This is a genomic window from Cupriavidus phytohabitans, from assembly GCF_017815025.1.
In the GTDB taxonomy this organism is placed as follows: Bacteria; Pseudomonadota; Gammaproteobacteria; order Burkholderiales; family Burkholderiaceae; genus Cupriavidus.
The window spans coordinates 62480-83634 of sequence record NZ_JAGIQB010000011.1; the positions used below are offsets into that span (position 1 = coordinate 62480).

The 21155-nt window shown below is 67.7% G+C and carries 15 protein-coding genes; 4 read left to right on the forward strand and 11 right to left on the reverse strand.

Going from position 1 to position 21155, the window contains the following annotated elements; all coding sequences use genetic code 11:
* Genes glk through zwf form a run of 3 tightly spaced genes read right to left on the reverse strand, consistent with a single transcriptional unit; the run spans window position 1 to window position 3246 of the window.
* Complete coding sequence (gene glk, locus J8I34_RS09930; RefSeq protein WP_209805946.1) at window positions 1–1035, reverse strand: glucokinase; 1035 nt, start codon at window positions 1033–1035, stop codon at window positions 1–3.
* Between the two features lie 30 nt (window positions 1036–1065).
* On the reverse strand, window positions 1066–1746 hold the full coding sequence (gene pgl, locus J8I34_RS09935; protein WP_029045151.1) for a 6-phosphogluconolactonase: 681 nt from the start codon (window positions 1744–1746) through the stop codon (window positions 1066–1068).
* Between the two features lie 15 nt (window positions 1747–1761).
* Window positions 1762–3246 (reverse strand): glucose-6-phosphate dehydrogenase, encoded by a 1485-nt coding sequence (zwf, locus tag J8I34_RS09940; protein WP_209805947.1) that lies wholly within the window; start codon window positions 3244–3246, stop codon window positions 1762–1764.
* A 206-nt stretch (window positions 3247–3452) separates the two neighbouring features.
* Here zwf and edd point away from each other — a divergent pair, with 206 nt between their 5' ends.
* Entirely contained in the window at window positions 3453–5291 is a 1839-nt protein-coding gene (edd, locus tag J8I34_RS09945; protein ID WP_209805948.1) for a phosphogluconate dehydratase, read from the forward strand.
* Here edd and J8I34_RS09950 read toward each other — a convergent pair.
* From J8I34_RS09950 to J8I34_RS09960, 3 genes are all read right to left on the reverse strand, one after another.
* Entirely contained in the window at window positions 5288–6217 is a 930-nt protein-coding gene (locus J8I34_RS09950; RefSeq protein ID WP_209772845.1) for a mechanosensitive ion channel family protein, read from the reverse strand. The genes edd and J8I34_RS09950 overlap by 4 nt on opposite strands.
* 284 nt (window positions 6218–6501) lie before the next feature.
* Window positions 6502–7392, reverse strand: a complete 891-nt coding sequence (locus tag J8I34_RS09955) for a helix-turn-helix domain-containing protein (protein WP_029045147.1) — start codon at window positions 7390–7392, stop codon at window positions 6502–6504.
* 210 nt (window positions 7393–7602) lie between these two features.
* Window positions 7603–8850 (reverse strand): MFS transporter, encoded by a 1248-nt coding sequence (locus J8I34_RS09960; RefSeq protein WP_029045146.1) that lies wholly within the window; start codon window positions 8848–8850, stop codon window positions 7603–7605.
* Window positions 8851–9191: 341 nt separating this feature from the next.
* Here J8I34_RS09960 and J8I34_RS09965 point away from each other — a divergent pair, with 341 nt between their 5' ends.
* Window positions 9192–11351, forward strand: a complete 2160-nt coding sequence (locus J8I34_RS09965; protein WP_209772833.1) for a TonB-dependent receptor family protein — start codon at window positions 9192–9194, stop codon at window positions 11349–11351.
* 63 nt (window positions 11352–11414) lie between these two features.
* Here J8I34_RS09965 and J8I34_RS09970 read toward each other — a convergent pair whose 3' ends face one another.
* Both J8I34_RS09970 and J8I34_RS09975 read right to left on the reverse strand, forming a co-directional pair.
* Complete coding sequence (locus J8I34_RS09970; protein ID WP_029045144.1) at window positions 11415–13028, reverse strand: peptide chain release factor 3; 1614 nt, start codon at window positions 13026–13028, stop codon at window positions 11415–11417.
* Window positions 13029–13153: 125 nt separating this feature from the next.
* A complete protein-coding gene (locus tag J8I34_RS09975; protein ID WP_371748059.1) occupies window positions 13154–14302 on the reverse strand; it encodes a YihY/virulence factor BrkB family protein in 1149 nt (382 codons plus the stop codon).
* A 1082-nt stretch (window positions 14303–15384) separates the two neighbouring features.
* Here J8I34_RS09975 and J8I34_RS09980 point away from each other — a divergent pair.
* Window positions 15385–15792 carry a hypothetical protein gene (locus J8I34_RS09980; RefSeq protein WP_029045143.1) on the forward strand — a complete coding sequence of 136 codons (408 nt, stop codon included), beginning with the start codon at window positions 15385–15387 and terminating at the stop codon, window positions 15790–15792.
* A 149-nt stretch (window positions 15793–15941) separates the two neighbouring features.
* Here the strand turns inward: J8I34_RS09980 and J8I34_RS09985 are convergent, their stop codons facing one another.
* The 3 genes from J8I34_RS09985 to J8I34_RS09995 form a co-directional block, all read right to left on the reverse strand.
* A complete protein-coding gene (locus tag J8I34_RS09985) occupies window positions 15942–17312 on the reverse strand; it encodes a sigma-54 dependent transcriptional regulator (protein ID WP_029045142.1) in 1371 nt (456 codons plus the stop codon).
* Window positions 17313–17437: 125 nt separating this feature from the next.
* Window positions 17438–17749: a hypothetical protein gene (locus J8I34_RS09990; RefSeq protein WP_369796391.1), complete on the reverse strand. Its 312-nt coding sequence runs from the start codon at window positions 17747–17749 to the stop codon at window positions 17438–17440.
* Window positions 17750–18705: 956 nt separating this feature from the next.
* The gene (locus tag J8I34_RS09995) at window positions 18706–20070 is read right to left on the reverse strand and encodes an NCS2 family permease (RefSeq protein WP_029045140.1); all 1365 of its coding nucleotides are present in this window, start codon (window positions 20068–20070) and stop codon (window positions 18706–18708) included.
* Window positions 20071–20521: 451 nt separating this feature from the next.
* Here J8I34_RS09995 and J8I34_RS10000 point away from each other — a divergent pair, with 451 nt between their 5' ends.
* Window positions 20522–20725 carry a cold-shock protein gene (locus tag J8I34_RS10000; protein WP_010811149.1) on the forward strand — a complete coding sequence of 68 codons (204 nt, stop codon included), beginning with the start codon at window positions 20522–20524 and terminating at the stop codon, window positions 20723–20725.
* Window positions 20726–21155: the final 430 nt, after the last annotated feature.

The following is a 21155-nucleotide window of genomic DNA, read 5'->3' on the forward strand; positions in this document are numbered from 1 at the left end:
CTAGGCGTTCCCCGCCCTACGGTCCAGGCGTTCGGCCAGCGCCCGCGCCAGCCCGGGCAGCGCCGGGTGGCGCGCGGTGATGACATGGACCGGCACGTCTTCGAGCCACCCGCGCATGCGGCCCTTGGCGACAAAGCGCTCGGTGAAGGCAGAGGCCTGCAGCGCCGGCACGAAGCGCGGCAGGATGCCGCCACCCAGGTAGACGCCGCCGCGCGCGCCCAGCACCAGCGCGATATCGGCCGCGACCGAGCCCAGCAGTCCGAAGAACACCGTCATGGTGCGCTGGCACAGCGGGTCGTTGCGCTGGAAAGCGCCGTCGGTAACCTGCTCCGGCTGCAGCGGCGCGAGCAAAAGCGTACCCGTTTCTGCGGCCAGCGCGGCATGGATCTGCGACAGCCCCGCGCCTGACAAAAGCCGTTCCGCGGACACCCGTCCGACCTGGCGATGGGCCGCGCGCCAAGCCACCCATTCATCGTCGGTAACCGGCATCAGCTCGATATGGCCACCCTCCCCGGCCAGCGCCACCACCTGCCCGCCCGGGGCCGGCACCAGCCCCGACACGCCCAGCCCCGTGCCAGGTCCCACCAGCGCCAGCGGCGCCAGCGGCGGGTTCAGGACCGCGGTGGCGGCGCGCACCCGCGCCAGGCCGTCCGCCGGCAGGTGCGGCAAGGCCAGCGCCAGCGCGGTGAAGTCGTTCAGCGCCACCAGCGTCTGCAGGCCGAGCGCGCGGCGCATGCCGTCGATCGAGAACGACCAGTTGTGGTTGGTCAGCCTGACCTGGTCGCCGGTGACCGGGTTGGCCAGCCCGATCGCAGCATGGCGCGGCAACGGCTGGCCGGTGCCGGCCAGGCCATCCAGGAACTGGCGCAACGCGGCTTCGAGCGAAGGAAAATCGGCGACCTTGAGCGCGGTCACCGGGCCGATCTGCATGGGCACAGTCTCCAGCGCGAAGCGCACGTTGGTGCCGCCGACATCGCCGAGCAGGCGTGGGAAGGTGGCGGTGGCGGTCGAGGGTATGGAGGCGGTGTCAGCCATGGCGTCGGTCACGTCCCCTTCAGTCAGAATTCAGGCCTTGAACACATCGAAACCGTGCCGGTGGCGCGACGCCACCAGGCTCACCGGCAGCGCGGGCGTCGGCCCCTGCAGCGCGCGCTGGAGCACCTGGGCCTTGGCCTCGCCGGTGACGGACAGGAAAGCGCGCTCGGCCGCCAGCAGCGCGGCCAGGTTCAGCGTGATGCGCGCATGCGGCGCGGTGCCCGGATGCGTCAGCAGGTAGGCCGGCTGCGGATCGCTCAGCGCGTCCTGCAGTTCGGGCGCGTCCGGGAACAGCGACGCGGTATGGCCATCCTCACCCATGCCGAGCACCACCACGTCAGGCTGGCGGAACGCCCGATTCGCGCGCGCCACCGCCGCGGCCGGGTCGGCCACGTCCTGTGCATCGGCCACCAGCGGGATAAAGGCGGCACTGCCGGCGGCCTCGCGCAGCAGGTGCGCGCGCACCAGCGCGGCATTGCTGTCGGGATGGTCGGGCGGCACCACGCGTTCGTCGACCAGCGTCACCGTCACCGCTTCCCAGCGCAGCGGGCGGTAGCGCAGCCGCTCGAACATCGGCACCGGCGAGCGTCCGCCGGATACCGCCAGCACCGCCCAGCCGTTGACGCGGATGGCGAGTTCGAGCGCATTGCTGATCGAGATGGCCAGGGCCTCGGCCTGGTCCGTCGGGGTGGGATGTTCGAACAGGCGCATGTCGTTTCCTCTGGTTCAGGCTTCTTCGTGCCACAAGGCGCCGTCGCGCGACATCAGCGCCGACGACGCGGCCGGGCCCCAGGTGCCGGCGGTATAGGGCTTGGGCGGGACCGTACTGGCTTCCCAGGTATCGATGATGGGCTCGACCCAGCGCCACGCCTGCACCTGCTCGTCGCGGCGCACGAACAAACCCAGCCGGCCGCGGATCACGTCCAGCAGCAGCCGCTCGTAGGCGCCGGCGCGGCGCACCTTGAACGAGTTGGCGAAGTCTAGGTCGAGCGAGGTCGGCGTCAGCTCGAGCGTGTCGCCGGGCTGCTTGACCAGGCAATACAGCCGGATGCTTTCCTCGGGCTGCAGCTGGATCACCAGCCGGTTCTGCGGCGACAGCGTCAGCGGGCGCGGGAAGATCGCGTGCGGCACGTCGCGGAAGTGGATCACGATCTCGGCCACGCGCGCCTGCATGCGCTTGCCGGTGCGCAGGTAGAACGGCACGCCCTCCCAGCGCCAGTTGGCGATCTCGGCCTTGATCGCGGCAAAGGTCTCGGTGCGGCTGTCGGGCGCAATGCCGGCCTCATCGGTGTAGCCCGGCACCGGCTTGCCGCCGATGGCGCCCGCGCGGTACTGGCCGCGCACGGTTTTTTCGGCGACGTCCTGCGGCGTGATCGGCTTGAGCGCCTTCAGGATCTTGATCTTCTCGTCGCGGATGGCGTCTTCCGAAAGGCTGGCGGGCGGCTCCATCGCCACCATGCACAGCAGCTGCAGCAGGTGGTTCTGCACCATGTCGCGCAGCGCGCCGGTCTGGTCATAGAAGTCGCCGCGCGTCTCCACGCCGAGCTCTTCGGCGATGGTGATCTGCACGTCCTGCACCCACTCGCGCCGCCACAGCGGCTCGAACAGGGCATTGCCGAAGCGGATCGCCATCAGGTTCTGCACCGACTCCTTGCCGAGGTAATGGTCGATGCGGTAGATCTGCTCTTCGGCGAAGAAATTCGCCACCGCCGAGTTGATCGCCTCGTTCGATTCGAGGTCGTGGCCCAGCGGTTTTTCCAGCACGATCCGTACGTTGGGCACGTTGGGCACGTTGGGCACGTTGGGCGCCGTGCGCGTATTGAGGCCCGTGCGCGCAAGCTGTTCACAGATCGACACGAACAGGTGCGGCGCCGTGGCGAGATAGCACACCACCACTTCCGGCTTGCGCGACAGCACCTTGTCGGCCAGCGCGTCGAAATGCGCGGGCACGCGTGCGTCGGCCTGCACGTAGCTGATGCGCGCGCAGAATTTTTCCCATGACTCCGGCGGCGCATGGGCCAGCGTGGGCCGCACGGTCTGCTCCAGCGATGCGAGGTAGTCGCCGGTCGACAACGGCTGGCTGCCGGTGGCGAGGATGCGCGCGGCGGGATGCAGCAGGCCGGCGTGGTGCGCGTCGAACAGGGAAGGCAGCAGCTTGCGCCGCGCCAGGTCGCCGGTGCCGCCGAACAGCACCATGTCGAAATCAGGCATGCTCACCCTGCGCTCCTTGAGGATTCGAGTTGTCGCGGCCAGCGCCCGATGGCGGGCCGTGTTGCGGCCAGTTTACGTGAGTCGCTACGGCTTGGCGAGGCAAGCGTACCCATTTCTGCGTGGTTCGCGTGGGCCACGGGCAGGCCTCCGGCGTGCAGCGTCCGGCAAAGTGCGCTAGGCTGAAAGCTCCCCCGCAGGAGAACCCCATGCCACGTCATCCAGTGCTCGAGCGGGTCACCGCCCGCATCGTCTCCCGCAGTGCCGCCACGCGCCAGGCCTACCTGGACCGCACCCGCGCCATGGCCGGGCAGAAAGTGGAACGCGCCCAGCTCTCTTGTACCAACCTGGCCCACGCGGTGGCCGCAATGCCTGACGAAGCCAAGATCCGCCTGAAGGCCGACCAGCGGCCCAACCTGGCGATCGTCTCCGCCTACAACGACATGCTGTCGGCGCACCAGCCGCTGGCGGCCTATCCGCAGTGGATCAAGGAGGCGGCGCTGGAGGCCGGTGGCACTGCGCAGTTCGCGGGCGGCACGCCGGCGATGTGCGATGGCGTGACGCAGGGCCAGGACGGCATGGACCTGTCGCTGTTTTCGCGTGACGTGATCGCGCTGGCCTCCGCAGTAGCGCTGTCGCACCAGATGTTCGACGCCGCGCTGTACCTGGGCGTGTGCGACAAGATCGTGCCGGGGCTGGTGATGGGCGCGCTGTCGTTCGGCCACCTGCCGGCGGTGTTCGTGCCGGGCGGGCCGATGACCACCGGCATCAGCAACGACGAGAAGGCGCGCACGCGCCAGCTCTATGCCGAAGGCAAGATCGGGAGGGAAGCACTGCTCGAAGCCGAGACCCGCTCCTACCACGGCCCCGGCACCTGCACCTTCTACGGCACCGCCAATTCCAACCAGATGTTGATGGAAATAATGGGGCTGCACCTGCCGGGCACCGCCTTCGTCAACCCCGGCACGCCGCTGCGCGAGGCGCTGACGCGCGAGGCCGCGCGCCAGGCGCTCAAGCTGGTGCATGGCGGCGAGCGCTACACGCCAGTGGCCGAGGTGCTGGACGAACGCGCCTTCGTCAACGGCATCGTCGGGCTGCTCGCCACTGGCGGCTCGACCAACCACACGCTGCACCTGATTGCGATGGCGCGCGTGGGCGGCATCATGCTGGGGTGGGACGACTTTGACGAACTGTCCGCGGTAGTGCCGCTGCTGGCGCGCGTGTACCCCAACGGCAAGGCCGACGTGAACCAGTTCCAGGCCGCCGGCGGGCTGCCTGTGGTGATCCGCGGCCTGCTGTCGCTGGGGCTGCTGCACGACGATGTGACCACCATCTTCGGCCGCGGGCTGGAGGACTACACACGCGAGCCCGTGCTGCGCGACGGTAAGCTGGGCTGGATCGACGGCCCCGCGGCGCCGCTCGACGACAGCATCGTGCGCAGTGCCGGCCAGCCGTTCTTGCCGGACGGCGGCATCAAGGTGCTGGACGGCAAGCTGGGCCGCGCGGTGATCAAGACCTCGGCGGTCAAGCCGGAGCACCAGGTGGTGCAGGCGCCGGCAATCGTGTTCGAGCATCAGGACGACGTGCTGCATGCGTTCAAGCGTGGCGAGCTGGAACGCGACTTTGTCGCGGTGCTGCCGTGGCAGGGCCCGGCCGCGTGCGGGATGCCCGAGCTGCACAAGCTGACGCCGACGCTGACGGTGCTGCAGGACCGCGGCTTCCATGTGGCGCTGGTGACTGACGGGCGCATGTCGGGGGCTTCGGGCAAGGTGCCGGCCGCGATCCACGTCTGTCCGGAAGCGCTGCGCGGCGGCGCGCTCGCACGCGTGCGCACCGGCGACCTGATGCGCGTGGATGCGCCCGCGGGCGTGCTCGAGGTACTGGTGCCGGACGACGAATGGCGCGCGCGAGAGGCCGCCCACCCCGATCTCAGTGCCAACCGGCACGGCGTCGGCCGCGACCTGTTCGCGGCGTTCCGCAACAATGTGAGCACGGCCGAAAGCGGCGCCTGCACGCTGTTTGCCGACGAAGGCAGCGCCGCCGCCTAGCCGAGCCGCTGCACGGGCTGTCGCGGCGCGGCGCCGGCGGTGCGCGCAGGCGCCGCGCAGTCGGACACCTTCACGGCGCCCGGGACCGAGCCCGCGCCTGGCACGTGCAGTTCCTGGATCGGCACCGCCAGCTTGCTGCCCGCTTGCTCCAGCACCTGCTTGATGCGCTCGTAGAAGGCGAAGCGCACGTTCCAGTAGTCGTCGTTCGAAGCCCAGTAGCGCACGTTCAGCGTGATGCCCTGCTGCGTGTAGTTGACCACCATGGCCTCAGGGCGCGGCTCGGACAGCAGGCGCGGCTCGCTCGCCAGCATCCCGCGCAGCGCTTCGAGGCTGCGCTGCACATCGCTGTCGAAGGTCACGGTGGCCTCGATATCGGCGCGACGCGTGGCATTCTCGCTGTAGTTGGTGATCGCGCTGCCCCACAGCTTGCCGTTGGGCACGCGCAGGCAGACGCCGTCGAACGTGGTGAGCTCGGTCATGAACAGGCCTGTCTCGCGCACCGTTCCCGCCACGCCCTGCGCATCGATGTACTGGCCCACGCGGAATGGCCGCAGCAGCACCAGCATGATGCCAGCGGCGATGTTCTGCAGCGTGCCTTGCAACGCCAGGCCGATGGCCAGGCCCGCGGCACCGAGCATTGCGATGATGCTGGCGGTCTGCACGCCGAACTGCGACAGCACCAGCACGATGGTCAGCACGCGCACCATCCACTGCAGCGCATTGGCCAGCAGCGGCCGCATGGTCTCGTCCACGTGGGTGCGGCCCAGCGCGCGCCGGGCCGCGCTGGCCACGCGTGCGGACAGCCACCAGCCGGCGAGCAGTATCAGGATCGCGGCCAGGCAGTTCATCCCCTGGTTGATGGCGAACTGGACCAGGTAGGCCCAGCCCGCCTCCAGCTTGTTGGCATCGAGGAAGTTCAGGTCCATGAGGGCGACTCCGTTTGGGGTTGTTGATTTGCGGCGGCGCGGGTGGGGCGTACCCGTTTCTGCGTGCGGTCACGGGAATGCGGTGCCTCGTCGATAACCGATGATCCGCCAAAACTTCCCAAGAATTGGCGTCTTTTGATGCAGGATGTCAGACGATCACCGACAAAGACTAGGCACACGCCACAGTACAGGTGACAACCCAGGCGCCAATTGGTTTCCCGCGCAATCTGGAAAGGCCCCCGCGCAGCCGCGCCAACCCGTGCCCGGCAGGGGCCTGCGGCGATTCACACGGAGGACGACAACCCCGCCCGCCAGGTGCCGGGCGTGACCCCGAACGCGGCACGGAAGCGGTGGCTGAGGTGGCTGGCCGAGGCAAACCCCGCCCGCGCGGCCACTTCGTGCAGGCCAGGCCGCGTCTCGGCCAGCAGCTGGCGGGCACGCTCGAGCCGCGCCCGCAGGATCCAGGCATGGGGCGGCATGCCGAACGAAACCCGGAACATGCGCGCGAAGTGGAATTCCGACAGGCCCGCCAGCGCGGCCAGTTCACCCAGGGTCGGGTTGTGCGCGGGATGGCTCTCGATCCAGTCGCGCACCGTGCGCCTCGCCTGCACCGACAGTCCGCCACGCCAGTCCATCGGCGCAGCGCGCCCGGCGTGGTGCAGCACCAGGTGGCTGACGGCCTCATGCGCCAGCGCGTTGCCGGCCATGCGCGCCTCGGGCTGGCGCCAGTCGAGCGCCGCCAGCCGCTGGCTCAATGCGTACAAGAACGGATCGTCGGCAAAGGTCAGGTCGCGCAGCGCCACCGAACGCGGCTCGCGGTCGAGCAGGCGCACGCAGTGCCAGGCCAGCATCTCCGGCCTGAAATACAGGTGAACGAATCGCTGTGGGCCACCCACGTGCCAGCGCGAGTCATGGTCCGCCGGCAACAGGCAGAGCCGTCCGGGCGCGCCTTTGTTGCTGGGCTGGTCGCGCCGGTAGGTGCCAAGGCCGCCTTCGAGGTAGACCGAAATAGTGTGATGGCCGGGACGGGCGTAGGCGGTATCGTCGTCCCGGTTGCGCCACAGCGCCAGGCCCAGCCCATCACCCAGCACGGCCGCGCGCTCGAGCGACGCGCGCGAGCCGGTGAGCGCGGCAAAGACCGCGTGGCGCTGGAGCGGGTCGGACGGGGTGGCCATGTGGCGGGGCGGATCGGCAGTGAGGCGTTTCGGGACGGAGCGTGGCGGCAACTTTCAGCGACGAAAGTTGGCCGGAAGTCCGCGGCGCAACGCTCGACTATACCGCCAGCCGCGCGGCCGGGGTTACGCAGAAATGGGTACGCTTTTCGGGCGGCCGCGACATCGGAGCGGCTGTGGCGGCTGATTTCACGGCGGGCGGCCCGCCGAATTTCAGACGACGTGTTCGTGCAGCCGGTCACGCGAGGCCAGCGCCGGGAACAGCCGCATCCACACTGCCACCACCAGCACCGTGCCGACCCCACCAAGGATCACCGCGCCTACCGGGCCGAACAGCGCCGCGGTCACGCCGGATTCAAACTCGCCCAGCTGGTTGGAGGCGCCGATGAATACTGAGTTGACCGCGCCGACCCGCCCGCGCATGTCGTCGGGCGTATCGAGCTGGACCAGCGTCGAGCGCACCACCACGCTGATCATGTCCGAGGCCCCCAGCACTACCAGCGCCACCATCGACAGCGGCAGCCACGTCGATACCCCGAACACCACCGTGGCGACGCCGAACAGCGCGACCGCGCCGAACATGATGCGCCCGGCGCGTCGGTTCAGCGGGTGGCGCGCCAGCCATAGCGCCATGACCAGCGCACCGACCGCCGGCGACGAACGCAGCAGTCCCAGGCCCCACGGCCCGGTATGCAGGATGTCGCGTGCGTAGATCGGCAGCAGCGCCACCGCGCCGCCCAGCAGCACCGCGAACAGGTCCAGCGAGATCGCACCCAGCAGTACCGGCCGGCTGCGGATATAGGCAAAGCCGGCAAACACCGTGCTGACACTGACCGGCGCGGTCAGCCGCTGAGCGGCCTGGCGCAGAGTCATGCCGCTGACCAGCACCGCGGCGATGATGAACAGCGTCGCGCTCAGCGCATATACCACGCCGGGGCCCGCCACGTAGGCAAAGCCGCCGATGGCCGGGCCAATGATGATCGCGGTCTGCCCCGCGGAGCTGGCCAGCGCCACCGCGCGCGGCAGCTGGCGCGGCGTCACCACGCTGGGCAGCAGCGCCTGCAGCGTGGGGTTCTCGAACGCGCGCGTCGCGCCGATCAGCGCAACGAAGACAAAGATGTGGTGGCTGTCGATCCAGCCGGTGAGGCTGGCCACAGCCATGCCGGCGGCCAGCAGCGCCTCGATCGACTGGCAGGTGCGCACGATGCGGCGCCGGTCGAAGCGGTCGGCAACGTGGCCGGACATCAGGATCAGCACCACCGAGGGCAGGAACTGCACCAGCCCGACCATCCCCAGCATCAGCGGGTCGCGTGTCAGGTCATACATCTGCCAGCCCACCGCCACGGTAAAGATCTGGTAGCCGATGGTGGTGCACAGGCGTGCGAACCAGTAGCGGCGGAACACGGCGTCGCCGAAGACGCTATCCGGCTCGGCGGCCGGGACGGTGGCAGGGGAAGACATGGATGCGGGAGGGCGGGGTCAGACAGCGAGGGGGCGGCCATGGAGGCGCCACAGCGATACCGGCGCGGCAATCGCCGCGGCAAGGCGACGGCACAAAGCCAGGATTTTACGGTGACTGCTGAATTAGTGCATACACATGCATGCGACGTGATTCGCTGGTCATTTTATGTGGCTTTTTTGCCATATTTTGTGCTCCCAATGTATCAACATTGATGCATGGATGCCACAAACGTCCCCGGTTTGATCTGGCTAATCGCATCTGAGAATCACTCGCACTTATAATCCGGCCCCATTCGGCGCATCCGCCAGTGGACTGCGCTGCCCTTTCCAGGATCCTCATCTTGCAGCCCGCTTTCCGTCTCACCGGCGGTGCCATCGGCGCCGCCCTGCTGTTCGCCCTCCCCGTCCACGCCCAGACTGCCGCCACGGCCACCGCCGCCGGCGGCGCCAGCGCGGAAACCACCCTCAATGCCGTCACCGTGGTCGGCAACTGGCTCGAAGACGCCGATGAAGCCAAGGTGCTGGAGCATCCCGGCGCCCGCACCATCGTCGACCGCGAGACCTTCCAGGAAGCCGGCGCCAACAACGTCCGCGAGGTGCTGCGCCGCGTCCCGGGCGTGCAGGTGCAGGAGAACAACGGCACCGGCGGCAGCGATGTGTCGCTCAACGTGGGCGTGCGCGGCCTGACCGCGCGCCTGTCGCCGCGCTCGACCATCCTGATGGACGGCGTGCCGCTGGCGGTGGCGCCCTATGGCCAGCCGCAGCTGTCGATGGCACCGCTGTCGCTGGGCAACCTGGAAAGCATCGACGTGGTGCGCGGCGCGGGTTCGGTGCGCTACGGCCCGCAGAACGTGGGCGGCATCATCAACTTCGCGACGCGGTCGATCCCGAAGACCTTCGCGGCCGATGCCTCGGTCTCGACCGACATCTACAGCCACGGCGGCAGCGTCAAGACCAACCCGACTGCGTTCATCGGCGGCACCAACGACAACGGGCTGGGCGGCGCGCTGCTGTACTCGGGCCTCCATGGCAACGGCTATCGCGAGAGCAACGACCACGTCAATATCGACGACCTGATGCTCAAGGGCAACTACCGGATCTCGAAGACCGACGAACTGAGCGCGGCCTTCCACTACTACGAGGGCCGGGCCGGCATGCCCGGCGGCCTCACGCCAGCACAGTACGCGGCCGATCCTTTCCAGTCGGTTCGGCCCTACGACAATTTCGACGGCCGCCGCAACGACTTCAGCCTGAAGTACAGCCACAACGACAACAACCGCAAGTTCGAGGTGCTGACGTACTACACCGACAGCTTCCGCGGCAGCAATATCGAGCAGCAAGGCACGGGCGCAAATGCCAACCTGCGCCGCCTGACCTCGGCGCCGCGCAACTACCATACGTTTGCGATCGAGCCGCGCTATTCGCAGCTGTTCCGCGGCGAGAACATGAGCCACGAGGTCAGCGTCGGCTACCGCTTCCTGCGCGAAGCCAGCGACGAGAAGGCCTCGCGCACGGTGTTCTACACGCCGGGCACCATCGATCCCACCACGCTGCCGTCGCCGGTGTACCAGTCGCGCACGGGCGGCACCACCGCCAACGCGGTCTATGTCGACGACACCATCAACGTCGGCAGCTGGACCATCACGCCGGGCCTGCGCTACGAATTCATCCGTTCGTACGTGACCGACAACTTCACCGGCGCGCGCAACGATGTCTCGTCCGACGAGCCGTTGCCGTCGCTGGCGGTGATGTACCACGTCAGCGACCAGTGGAAGCTGTTCGCCAACGCCGGCGTCTCGTTCGGGCCGCTGCAGTACTTCCAGATCGCGCAGACCACCAACGGCCTGACGCCCGAGAAGGCGAAGACGTACGAGATCGGCACGCACTTCAACAGCAACGGCTGGGGCGGCGAGCTGACGCTGTTCAATATCGACTTTGACGACGAGCTGCAGCTGCGCGGCGGCACCGGCGGCGCGCCGGATGCGTGGACCAACCTCGGCGCCACCACCCACCGTGGCGTGGAATCGTCGCTGCGCTATGACTTCGGCGCGCTCGACAAGTCGCTGGCCGGCCTGTCGGCGTACGCGACCTACACCTTCACCGAAGCCACCTACAACCAGGGCAACTTCGCCGGGCGCGACCTGCCGTTCTATTCTCGCCATGTGGCCACCGTGGGCATGCGCTATGCGCGCAACCGCTGGGCCTTCAATATCGACGGCTACGCGCAGTCCAAGCAGCATTCGCCGGGCGACCCGAGCACGTCGACCACGTACCAGACCGCGGAGAGCGCCAATGGCGCGCTGGGCGATATTCCGGGCTACGCGCTGCTGAACATGCGGCTGGGCTACCATTTCGGCAAGTCGGCGCAGAACCTGAAGGTGGCCGTGGGCGTGAAGAATTTGTTCGACAAGCGCTATTTCACACGCTCCACCGATAACAATGCGGGCAAGTACGTGGGGATGCCGCGGACGTTCTATATCCAGGCGTCGCTGGCGTACTGAGCAGACTTCCGGACAAGAAAACGGCTCGCCAAGGCGAGCCGTTTTTTTAGCTTCGGTACGCGCTCAGACGATCTCGCGCGTCTCCAGGAACTGCAGCTCCGGGAACCGTTCCTGCGTCAGCCGCAGGTTCACCATGCTCGGCGCCAGGTAAACATGGTCGCCCGCGCCGTCCAGCGCCACGTTATGCCCGGCCTTGGCGATCAGCTTCTCGATCTCCGCCGGCGAACCCTTGAGCCAGCGCGCCGTGGCGCACTCGTGCGACTCGAAGATGGCATCGACGCCGTACTCGTGCTCGAGCCGGTGCGCCACCACGTCGAACTGCAGGATACCCACCGCGCCCAGCACCAGGTCGTTGGAGACGAGCGGACGGAACATCTGCGTCGCGCCCTCTTCCGCCAGCTGCTGCAGGCCCTTCTGCAGCTGCTTGACCTTGAGCGGGTTGTTCAGGCGCGCGCGGCGGAAGAATTCCGGCGCGAACGACGGGATGCCGGTGAACTTGAGCGGCTCGCCTTCGGTGAAGACATCGCCCAGGCGGATGGTGCCGTGGTTGGGCACGCCGATGATGTCGCCGGCGTAGGCCTCTTCCGTCGTGTTGCGGTCCTGCGCCATGAAGGTGATGGCGTTGTTGATCGCCACGGTCTTGCCGGCGGAGACGTGCAGCAGCTTCATGCCGCGCTCGAAGCGGCCCGAGCACACGCGCACGAAGGCAATGCGGTCGCGGTGGCGCGGGTCCATGTTGGCCTGGATCTTGAAGACGAAGCCGGTGAACTTGCCTTCGTTCGGCTCGACCACGCGCGTGTCGGTGTTGCGCGCCAGCGGCGGCGGCGAGAGCTCGCACAGCGCGTCCAGCAGCGACTGCACACCAAAGTTGTTGATCGCCGAGCCGAAGTAGACCGGGGTCTGCTTGCCGGCGAGGAACGCCTCCTTGTCGAAGGTGTGTGACGCGCCGCGCACCAGTTCGATCTCGACGCGCAGCTCGTCGGCCTGGCTGCCGAGGATGCGGTCGAGTTCCGGGTTGTCCAGGCCGTCCAGGATCGCCGCGGTGCCCTTGTCGCCTTTCGGGTCGAACAGCTGCACCTTGTCGTCGATCAGGTGGTACACGCCGCGGAACTGCTTGCCCATGCCGATCGGCCAGGTCATCGGCGCGCACTGGATCTGCAGCACGTCTTCGATTTCATCGAGCAGCTCGATCGGCGAGCGGCCCTCGCGGTCGAGCTTGTTGATGAAAGTGAGGATGGGCGTGTCGCGCAGGCGGCAGACGTTGAGCAGCTTGATGGTCTGCGCTTCCACACCGTTGACCGAGTCGATCACCATCACGGCCGAATCGACCGCCGTCAGCGTGCGGTAGGTGTCTTCCGAGAAGTCCTCGTGGCCCGGCGTGTCGAGCAGGTTGACGATATTCTCCTGCGCGTTGCCGGCCGCGCTGTTGCTGCCATGCCCGCGGCCATACGGAAACTGCATCACCGACGAGGTCACCGAGATGCCGCGCTGCTTTTCCAGCTCCATCCAGTCGGAAGTGGCATGTCGGTCGGCCTTGCGCGCACGCACCTCGCCCGCGACCTGGATGGCGCCGCCGAACCACAAGAGCTTTTCGGTCAGGGTCGTCTTGCCCGCGTCGGGGTGGGAGATGATGGCAAAGGTGCGTCGACGCGCAATTTCGGATACGAGCGAGCTCACGGAATCTGGCTGGGAATAGGTAGAGGGAGTAGAGGATGCGGCATGAGCCGGCACCCCGACCGGCGCCGCCGCAGGCGGCACTGCGCCGGGCCATGCGGGACTTACGGAAGGAATGGGGCGCTATTTTACCGGTTCGCGGGCCAGGCCGGGGTTTTGCCTTCGCGCTTGCCATCCCCCTCCCCTCCCATGCCTGGCACGCCGCGCAGGCTGCCGAACTGCAGCGCGTACTGGCGCGTCAGCTCGGCGCCGAAGAAGAAGATCTGCGCCGAATAGTAGATCCACAGCATCAGCGCCACCACCGAGCCCGCCGCGCCGTATGAGGAGGCCACCGCACTATTTCCCAGATAGAGGCCGATCAGCCGCTTTCCCACCGAGAACAGCAGCGCGGTGATGATGGCGCCCATGGTCACGTCGCGCCAGGCGATGCGCGCGTTGGGCAGCATCTTGAAGATCACGGCGAACAGCGCGGTCACGACCGCAAAGGAAAACGCCGTCGAAATCACGTCTGCCACCGGGGCGAACCAGGATTGCGTCCACAGCTGGCCCCAGATGCGTTCGACCACCGCCAGCGCGGCGTTGACGATCAGCGACACCAGCAGCATGAAGGCCAGAACCAGCACCAGGCTGAACGACAGCAGCCGCGCGCGCAGCAGCGTCTGCCAGCCGGCGGTCTTGGGCACCGGCACATGCCAGATGTCGTCGAGGCTGCTCTTGAGTTCGGCAAAGGCGCTGGTGGCGCCGACAAACAGGATGCCCATGGCGATCAGCGCGGCCATGCCGCTGCCGCCGGCGCGGTGCGTGGCGGCCAGGATCTGCTGGATCGCCGTGGCGCCCTGTTCGCCGACCAGCCCTTCGATCTGGGTGAAGATCTCGCCGCGCGCCGCCTCGGCGCCGAAGAACAGCCCGGCTATCGAGATCACCAGCACCAGGATCGGCGCCAGCGAGAACAGCATGTAGAAGGACAGCGCAGCGCCCTTGCTGGCGGCGCGGTGGTCAAACCACGAGGCGACCGCCGCGGTGACCACGCGCAGCGTGCGCGCGCCGGTGTGGCGGTCCGGCAGCCAGTGCGGTCGATGGAGTCGAGGCTGCGGGGCACCGCTGCCGGGGGACGATGCGGGTCGATGTTCGGTGCGATGTTCGGTGTTGTCGGTCACGGCCTTTGGTATGCCCCGGTTCGGGAGCCCTGGTACGCAGGAACGGGTAACCGGAACGCCTGGCGAGCGGCCGCGGGACGCTCCGGCAGCGAGGGTGCTTGCGTTCATCATACTGCGCATCGCGCGGCTTGCCCAAGCGGCACCCCTGAGGCGACCTGCTACAGTAAGACCAGGCACACCTGCCGGCGCATCCCGTGCCAGCGCGCCGGCGCAAGGAGGCATCCGTGACCCGTTTCCTCTCCGCACGACCGGTGGCCGCCATGCTTGTGGTCGGGATGCTGGGCGTTGCCGGCTGCGAGCGCAGCCAGCCCGGCCCCAAACCCATCTCGGGCACTGCCACGACCTCATCCTCCGCTGACACTCCCACCATGCCGCCGGCACCCACTCCGCCGGGACAGGCTCGCTGACGATCGCGGCAGCCGCTGCCGCCGCTGCGTACCCGTTTCTGCGTGCTGCGCCGTGCGCTGCCCCCGGCGCCGCGCGGGCAGCGCGCTGGCTCGTCGGTGTTCCCCGTGTTACGCGAATGCAAGGCTGATGTAACTCCGGTTTCAAAGATGCAACCCGGTGCAGTGCGGGGAATGCGCCGCTGCCTGGGCGCGCTATCCCGCACCCGGCGTGCGTGTCAGGCGGCCACGCGCGCACATGCGCAGGCGCGGCCAGCGGTGGCGCTCGCCGCACGCGTTGCAGTAGCGAAACCGAATGGCCCGGCGCCGCCGCCGCGGCCGCGTACGGCGCCCCCGGGCGGGCCGCAAACCCGCATGGCACAAGCCTTTGCGGCCATTGGCACACTTGTCGCTCAGCATCCGCAGGGGACGCCGCGCGCGTCCGGATCATCGAGCTACCACTGCGGAGAGAGACCAGCCATGCGTCAACCGCCTTCACGCATGACGGCGCGCCGGCGCTCATACCGGTTGGCGGGCCCGCCGCCTACGGTGACGGACCTGCTTTCGCCGCCACTGCTGCCCTATCCGCGCGCGCGGGTCGAGCCGGCACAACTAGACACGGCCAGCGCACCATGCCCCGGCGGAGCGCGGGGGGCCAGCGGTCCGGCCTGCACGCGCGCGGCCTGCAGGCGCCCGGCCGGAAAGCGGCGCGCCTGACCGGAGCCGGCGCGGAATCAAGAGGGGCAGCCAGCCGGCATGCCCGCGCGGATTTGTGCTCCGTCCCCCGGCGGGCACTTTTTTCCACAAGGAGGAGACGCCATGAAAGCCGCAATTCCTGTCGCAGGCATGCTGGCCGCCTTGGCGGTCTTCCCGGCCCCTGCCATGGCAGCCAGCTATGCCTGGTTCGATCGTCCCGACGACGCCAGCGCCAACAGCCACGCGGCGGTCAGCAATGATGTGTATGTACGCGGCTTCGGCTGGGCCTGGGGCGAACTGCGTATGCAGCAGGACACCTCGCCGGGCACGGCCGCACCTGCGGCGCCGCAAGGCGGCCGGCAGGCGCGCGACTACCCGGATCGGCGCGACGCGCCGCCGTGGCTGCAACGGGATGACAACGGCCCGCCGCGCACGCCGCGCGGCAAGATCAGCATGAATCTCGCGGCCGTCCCGGCGGATGGGGCCGTTGGGGGAGGCGGGGCCGGCCAGCCCCGCGCGCTTGTGCGCTGACGTGCCAGCGGGCACGGGGAAAGGCGGAACCGGCGAGCGGACGTCGGCGGTTCCCCTTTCCTGTGGCGCGCTGCCTGGTGCCCGACAGCGTGGCGCTCCGCTCAAGAGCGGCGCGGCGGCGACCGTCGCTTGCGAAGCGTCGTTGCCGCTTACTCGCCCGCGGCGGGCTGGCTTTCCACGCGGATATTGTGCTTGTGCATCAGCCGGTACAGGGTTACGCGCGACACGTTGAGCTCGCGCGCGGCCGGCACCACGTGGAAGCCATGGCTGGCCATCACGTTGCGGATCGCCTCGCGCTCGGCCTCCTCGCGGATCGCGTCGAGGGTCTTGCGCGGCAGTTCGGCGCCGCCGTGCAGCTGCAGGTCCTCGGCCGTGATCTTGCGGTTGTCGGTCATGACGATGGCGCGGCGCACGCGGTTGATCAGCTCGCGCACGTTGCCCGGCCACGCGTACTGCATCATGGCCTGGGTCGCGCATGCCGAGAAGCCGCGGATGCGCCGGTGCGCCTCGTGCCCGTGCTCGGCCAGCACGGCGTTGGCCAGCTGGAGGATGTCCTCGCCGCGCTCGCGCAGTGGCGGAATGCTCAGTGTCAGCACGCACAGCCGGTGGAACAGGTCGGAGCGGAAGCGCCCGTCGCCCTGCGCCGCCACCAGGTCCACGTGCGTGGCCGAGATGATGCGCAAGTTCAGGGGGATCGACTGGTGCCCGCCCAGGCGCGTAATGGTGCCCTGCTGCAGGAAACGCAGCAGCGCTACCTGGCTTTCCAGCGGCAGGTCGCCGATCTCGTCGAGAAACAGCGTGCCGCCCTGCGCCTGCTCGATCCAGCCGATCTTGCGCTGGTTGGCGCCGGTGAACGCGCCCTTCTCGTAGCCGAACAGTTCCGACTGCACCAGGTGCGAGGGAATGGCACCGCAATTGATGGCGATGAACGGCCCCTTGCGCCGGCTCGAGGCATCGTGGATCGCCTGTGCGGCCAGTTCCTTGCCGGTACCGGATTCGCCGGAGATGAATACCGGCGCCTCGTTGTGCGCCACCTTGGCCAGCGAGCGGAACATGGCTCGCATGGCCGCGCACTCGCCGATCATGGTGCCGCGCGACGCCGTCGTCTCCTGCGGGCGCGCGCCATGCAGCGACGCCATGCCATGCGCGTGCTTGAGCGTGTAGATCAGCTCCTGCACCGAGAACGGCGTGCGCACGTAGTCCACGCAGTAGTCGCGGATCAGCCGGCGCACGCGCTCGTCGGCGAGCATCGCGTCGCAGGTGATGGCCACCCAGGTGACATGCAGATGCTGTAGCGCGAGTTCGAGCTGGCCGAGCTCGGCATCGCTGTATTCGTCCTGCAGGTCGATCACGCCCGCGCTCGGCGGGCTCGCGCGTACCACGCGTTCGACGTCGCGCATCTGCTGCACGCGGCGCAGTTCCCATCCCGGGCCGAAGCTGGACGGGTCAAACCCAAAATCTTCATGACGCGACACGACCACGATCTGCGCAGTGCGTGACGCCTTGCACAGTCGGTCCATCACGATCTCCCGGACGTTTGGCTTGTTCTTGGTTCCGGCACCTGTGGACCGCGCGGGGGCCGGTGGCCGTGGCGCGGACTGGGGCTGGACTGGCTGCGGGTTGGCGCCCGCGAGCAACGTCGGTATCACGAGGTGGACAGACTGCGGGCCGGCTCCTCGGGCGCGGCGAGATAGCTGCCGCACTGGAGCTGTTCGCGGATGCGTCGCCGCACCGCCTCCTTCTCACGCATCAGCTCTACGCGGGGTGCCTCGGGGGTCTGTCCGGAGTACTGGTAGTAGAGCGACTTGTAGGTGAGCTGGCTCAGGATCCATTCCTGCAGCATGGCGCGCTGGCGCGCCAGTTCACCCTCCAGCAGGCGGTGGCGGCGCAGCAGGTTTTCCACCGCGGCACGCGCGCTGTCGCTGAGCGCACTGTCGTCAGCCAGCAGGGCCGCCACGTCGGCAGCGGCGCCGTCACGGCTGGCGCGGTTTGCGGGCGTTTCACCTGCGGCTTCCCCCAGAGCAGCCCAGGCGTGGTGAATGGATCGGCTAGTGGATCGGCTTATTGACTCCCTGACTGGCCCGATTGCGGGTCGCCGGATCTCTCCTGCGGTCATGATTATCCCCGTTGAACAACATCCCCCGGCACTACACGTCTGCGGATACCACTTGTCAGTCTTGGAATTATTAATGTCTGCGTGGCGCACGTGTTTTTCCCGCACGCTCCCTGGTCGTGGCCTTGCCGCCTTGTCTGGCGATCTCATCCGAGCTGCCCCCTTTACTGGCGGACGGCGCCAACGCGCGCTCGGTGTGCTCCGGCAATCCAGCCGCATGCACCGGAGTGAAGAAGGGGCGCCTTGCCGCGCCCCTCTTTGCCACGCCTATAGTTCAGTGCATTTGGGGCGGTTTGTCCAGCCCTGAGTGGGTGAGTTACACCCAATCTCATACTTTGGTATGAGCCGGCCTGCACACCGCCAATCGGCGCGTCGGAAGCCGTTTGCCGGCTTGATTTGTGACAGATTTGGGCCGAATTTCGCGCCAAATTTCGGACCGAATTTCGGACTAAATTTCGAATGGGATTGCGACCCCTCTGTCGTGCCGCCGGCCCGCCGTTTCCTCGCCGGCATGGTACGCAGAAACGGGTACGCTTTCGCACCCCGAACGGGTGATGCCAGCGCTCTCGGCAGCCAGCCTGGCCGGTGCGAGGCGGTATGGTTCGCGCCAAGGCCATCGAATTGCAGCACGCAGAAACAGGTACGCTGCGAACGCTCGTGCGGTTGGGGACCGCCCGCAGAATTGGGTACGCTTTGCGCGCCTTGCGGCATTCCGGCCTTCCTGCGATGGAACAAGGGGCCTGCGCGATAAAGAATGGGCGGCCAGTGCCGCCCACGTCTGCTCTTGCCGCCAGAAATGCTTAGTGGCCGGGCAAGTAATAGAACTTGAACACAAAGACCGCGGCGATGATCCAGACCATCACCGGCACGCTGCGCGCGCGCCCGGTCAGCAGCTTCAGTGCCGCGTAGCTGATGAAACCGAACGCCACCCCGTTCGCGACCGAGTACGTGAAGGGCATGCCCAGCGCGGTCATGACCGCCGGCACGACTTCGGTGACGTCGTTCCAGTCGATCTCCAGCAGTTCGCGCAACATCAGGCAGGACACATACAGCAGCGCCGGCGCGGTGGCATAGGCAGGAACCGTACCCGCCAGCGGCGCGATGAACAGCGCCGCCAGGAACAACACCGCCACTGTCACCGCGGTCAGCCCCGTGCGCCCGCCGGCCTGCACGCCGGAAGCGCTTTCGATGTACGCAGTCGTCGACGACGTACCAAGGAACGAGCCGGCCATGATGGCGGTGCTGTCAGCCATCAACGCCTTGTTCAGCCGGTCCATGCGGCCGGCCTTGAGCAGGCCGGCGCGATTGGCCACGCCCATCAGCGTGCCGGTGGCATCGAACAGCTCGACCAGGAAGAACACCAGCACGACATTGATGATGCCGATCGACAGCGCCGCCGAGATATCGAGCTTCAGCAGCGTCGGGCTCAGCGAAGGAGGTGCCGAAAACACGCCGTGGAAGGTGTTGCCGGCAAAAGCGAAGCTCAGCAACGTGGTCAGCAGGATACCGATCAGGATCGCACCCTTCACGCGCAGGTGGTCCAGCGCGACGATCACGAAGAAGCCGACAATGGCCAGCACCGCCGGCGGCTGGTGCAGGTCGCCGAGGGTGACCAGCGTCGCCGGGCTCGCGGCCACGATGCCGGCATTCTTCAGCGCGACGATCGCCAGGAACAGGCCGATACCCGCGGTGATCGCCACGCGGATCGAATGCGGGATGCCGTTGACGATCATTTCGCGCACGCGGAACAGCGTCACCAGCAGGAACAGGCAGCCCGAGATGAAGACCGCGCCCAGCGCCGCCTCCCACGGAAAGCCCATGCCCTTCACCACGGTGTACGCAAAGTACGCGTTCAGGCCCATGCCGGGTGCCAGCGCAATCGGGTAATTGGCATAGAACCCCATGATCAGCGTACCGATCGCCGCGGCCACGCAGGTCGCGACGAAGACCGCGTCCTTGGGCATGCCGGCGTCGCCCAGGATCGACGGGTTGACGAAGATGATGTACGCCATCGTCAGGAAAGTGGTGATGCCGGCGAGGATCTCGGTGCGGACATCAGTCTGGTGCTCGCGCAGCTTGAACAGGCGCTCGAGCAGCGTCGGCTGGCCGCGCGAGGGGTTAACGGAAGGCGTACCCGGCTTGGAAGCGGGTTCCGGCATCGACATGACTGAGTCTCCTGGTATCGTTATCGTGTCCGCGGCAGGCATGCCGGCGCGGCCGTGGCCGGGTGGCGCGCCACCATGCGGCAAGCGTACTCTGGCCCAGCATGGGCCGGGTCCGCCACGGCGCAAACGGATAAGCGATATGCAAAAGGCGTGATGATCCCACAGCGGATCCCACAGCGGATTCCAGGGCGGATATTGGGCGGATATTGGGCGCACAGAGGCTGGGCGCGGCGCCGGCGCGCCCGGGCATGGCGGGTTCGGGGCTGCCCCAACTTGACGCTGGCCTCAATCCCCCGTATAAACGCGGCTAGATTCAAGCGACGAGGCAACAGTTCATTCGTTAGCCACCGTCTGGTACTTCGGTTGTCCATGGTGTCCTTTCCTTGAGTTCCCCTGTCGGATGGCGCGTGCGCCATGCGACGTTTAATATCCTTTTTCTGGAAAGCAAATCATGCAAACCGGTATCGTCAAGTGGTTCAACGACGCCAAGGGTTTTGGCTTCATCAAGCCGGACGCAGGTGGTGACGACCTCTTCGCCCACTTCTCGGAAATCCGCGCCGACGGCTTCAAGTCGCTGCAGGAAAACCAGCGTGTGCAGTTCGAAGTCAAGAACGGTCCGAAGGGCCTGCAGGCAGCGAACATCACCCCGCTGTAAGCGTTGCCCAAGGCGCGCCACGTGCGCGCCACGCAACTGAAAAACCCCGCCTCGGCGGGGTTTTTTGTTTTCCGGCGGCTTGTGCTGCCTGCCCGCGGCACCAGGTTCACCGGTCAGCCGCCCTCCGCTTCTCCCTCCCGTTCCGCCGGTCCTGCGCACACCTTCCTTCCACACGCCCGCGTCCGCAGAAACAGGTACGCCTTGCTGCGCAGGAATCCGGGAATGGTCGTGGTCGACTTACGCAGAAACGGGTACGCCACGCCTCCATAGAGCCTCGTCACACCCCGGCGGGGACGCAGAATCGGGTACGCCCGGGTCTGGGCCCCACCCCGTGTGTCCTCGCGCCCTTCGCAGAAACAGGTACGCCTGGCATCGCCACGTTTCCGGGCCCGCCAGATCAATGGTGCGCCAGTGACGGCCCGGCGCTGAG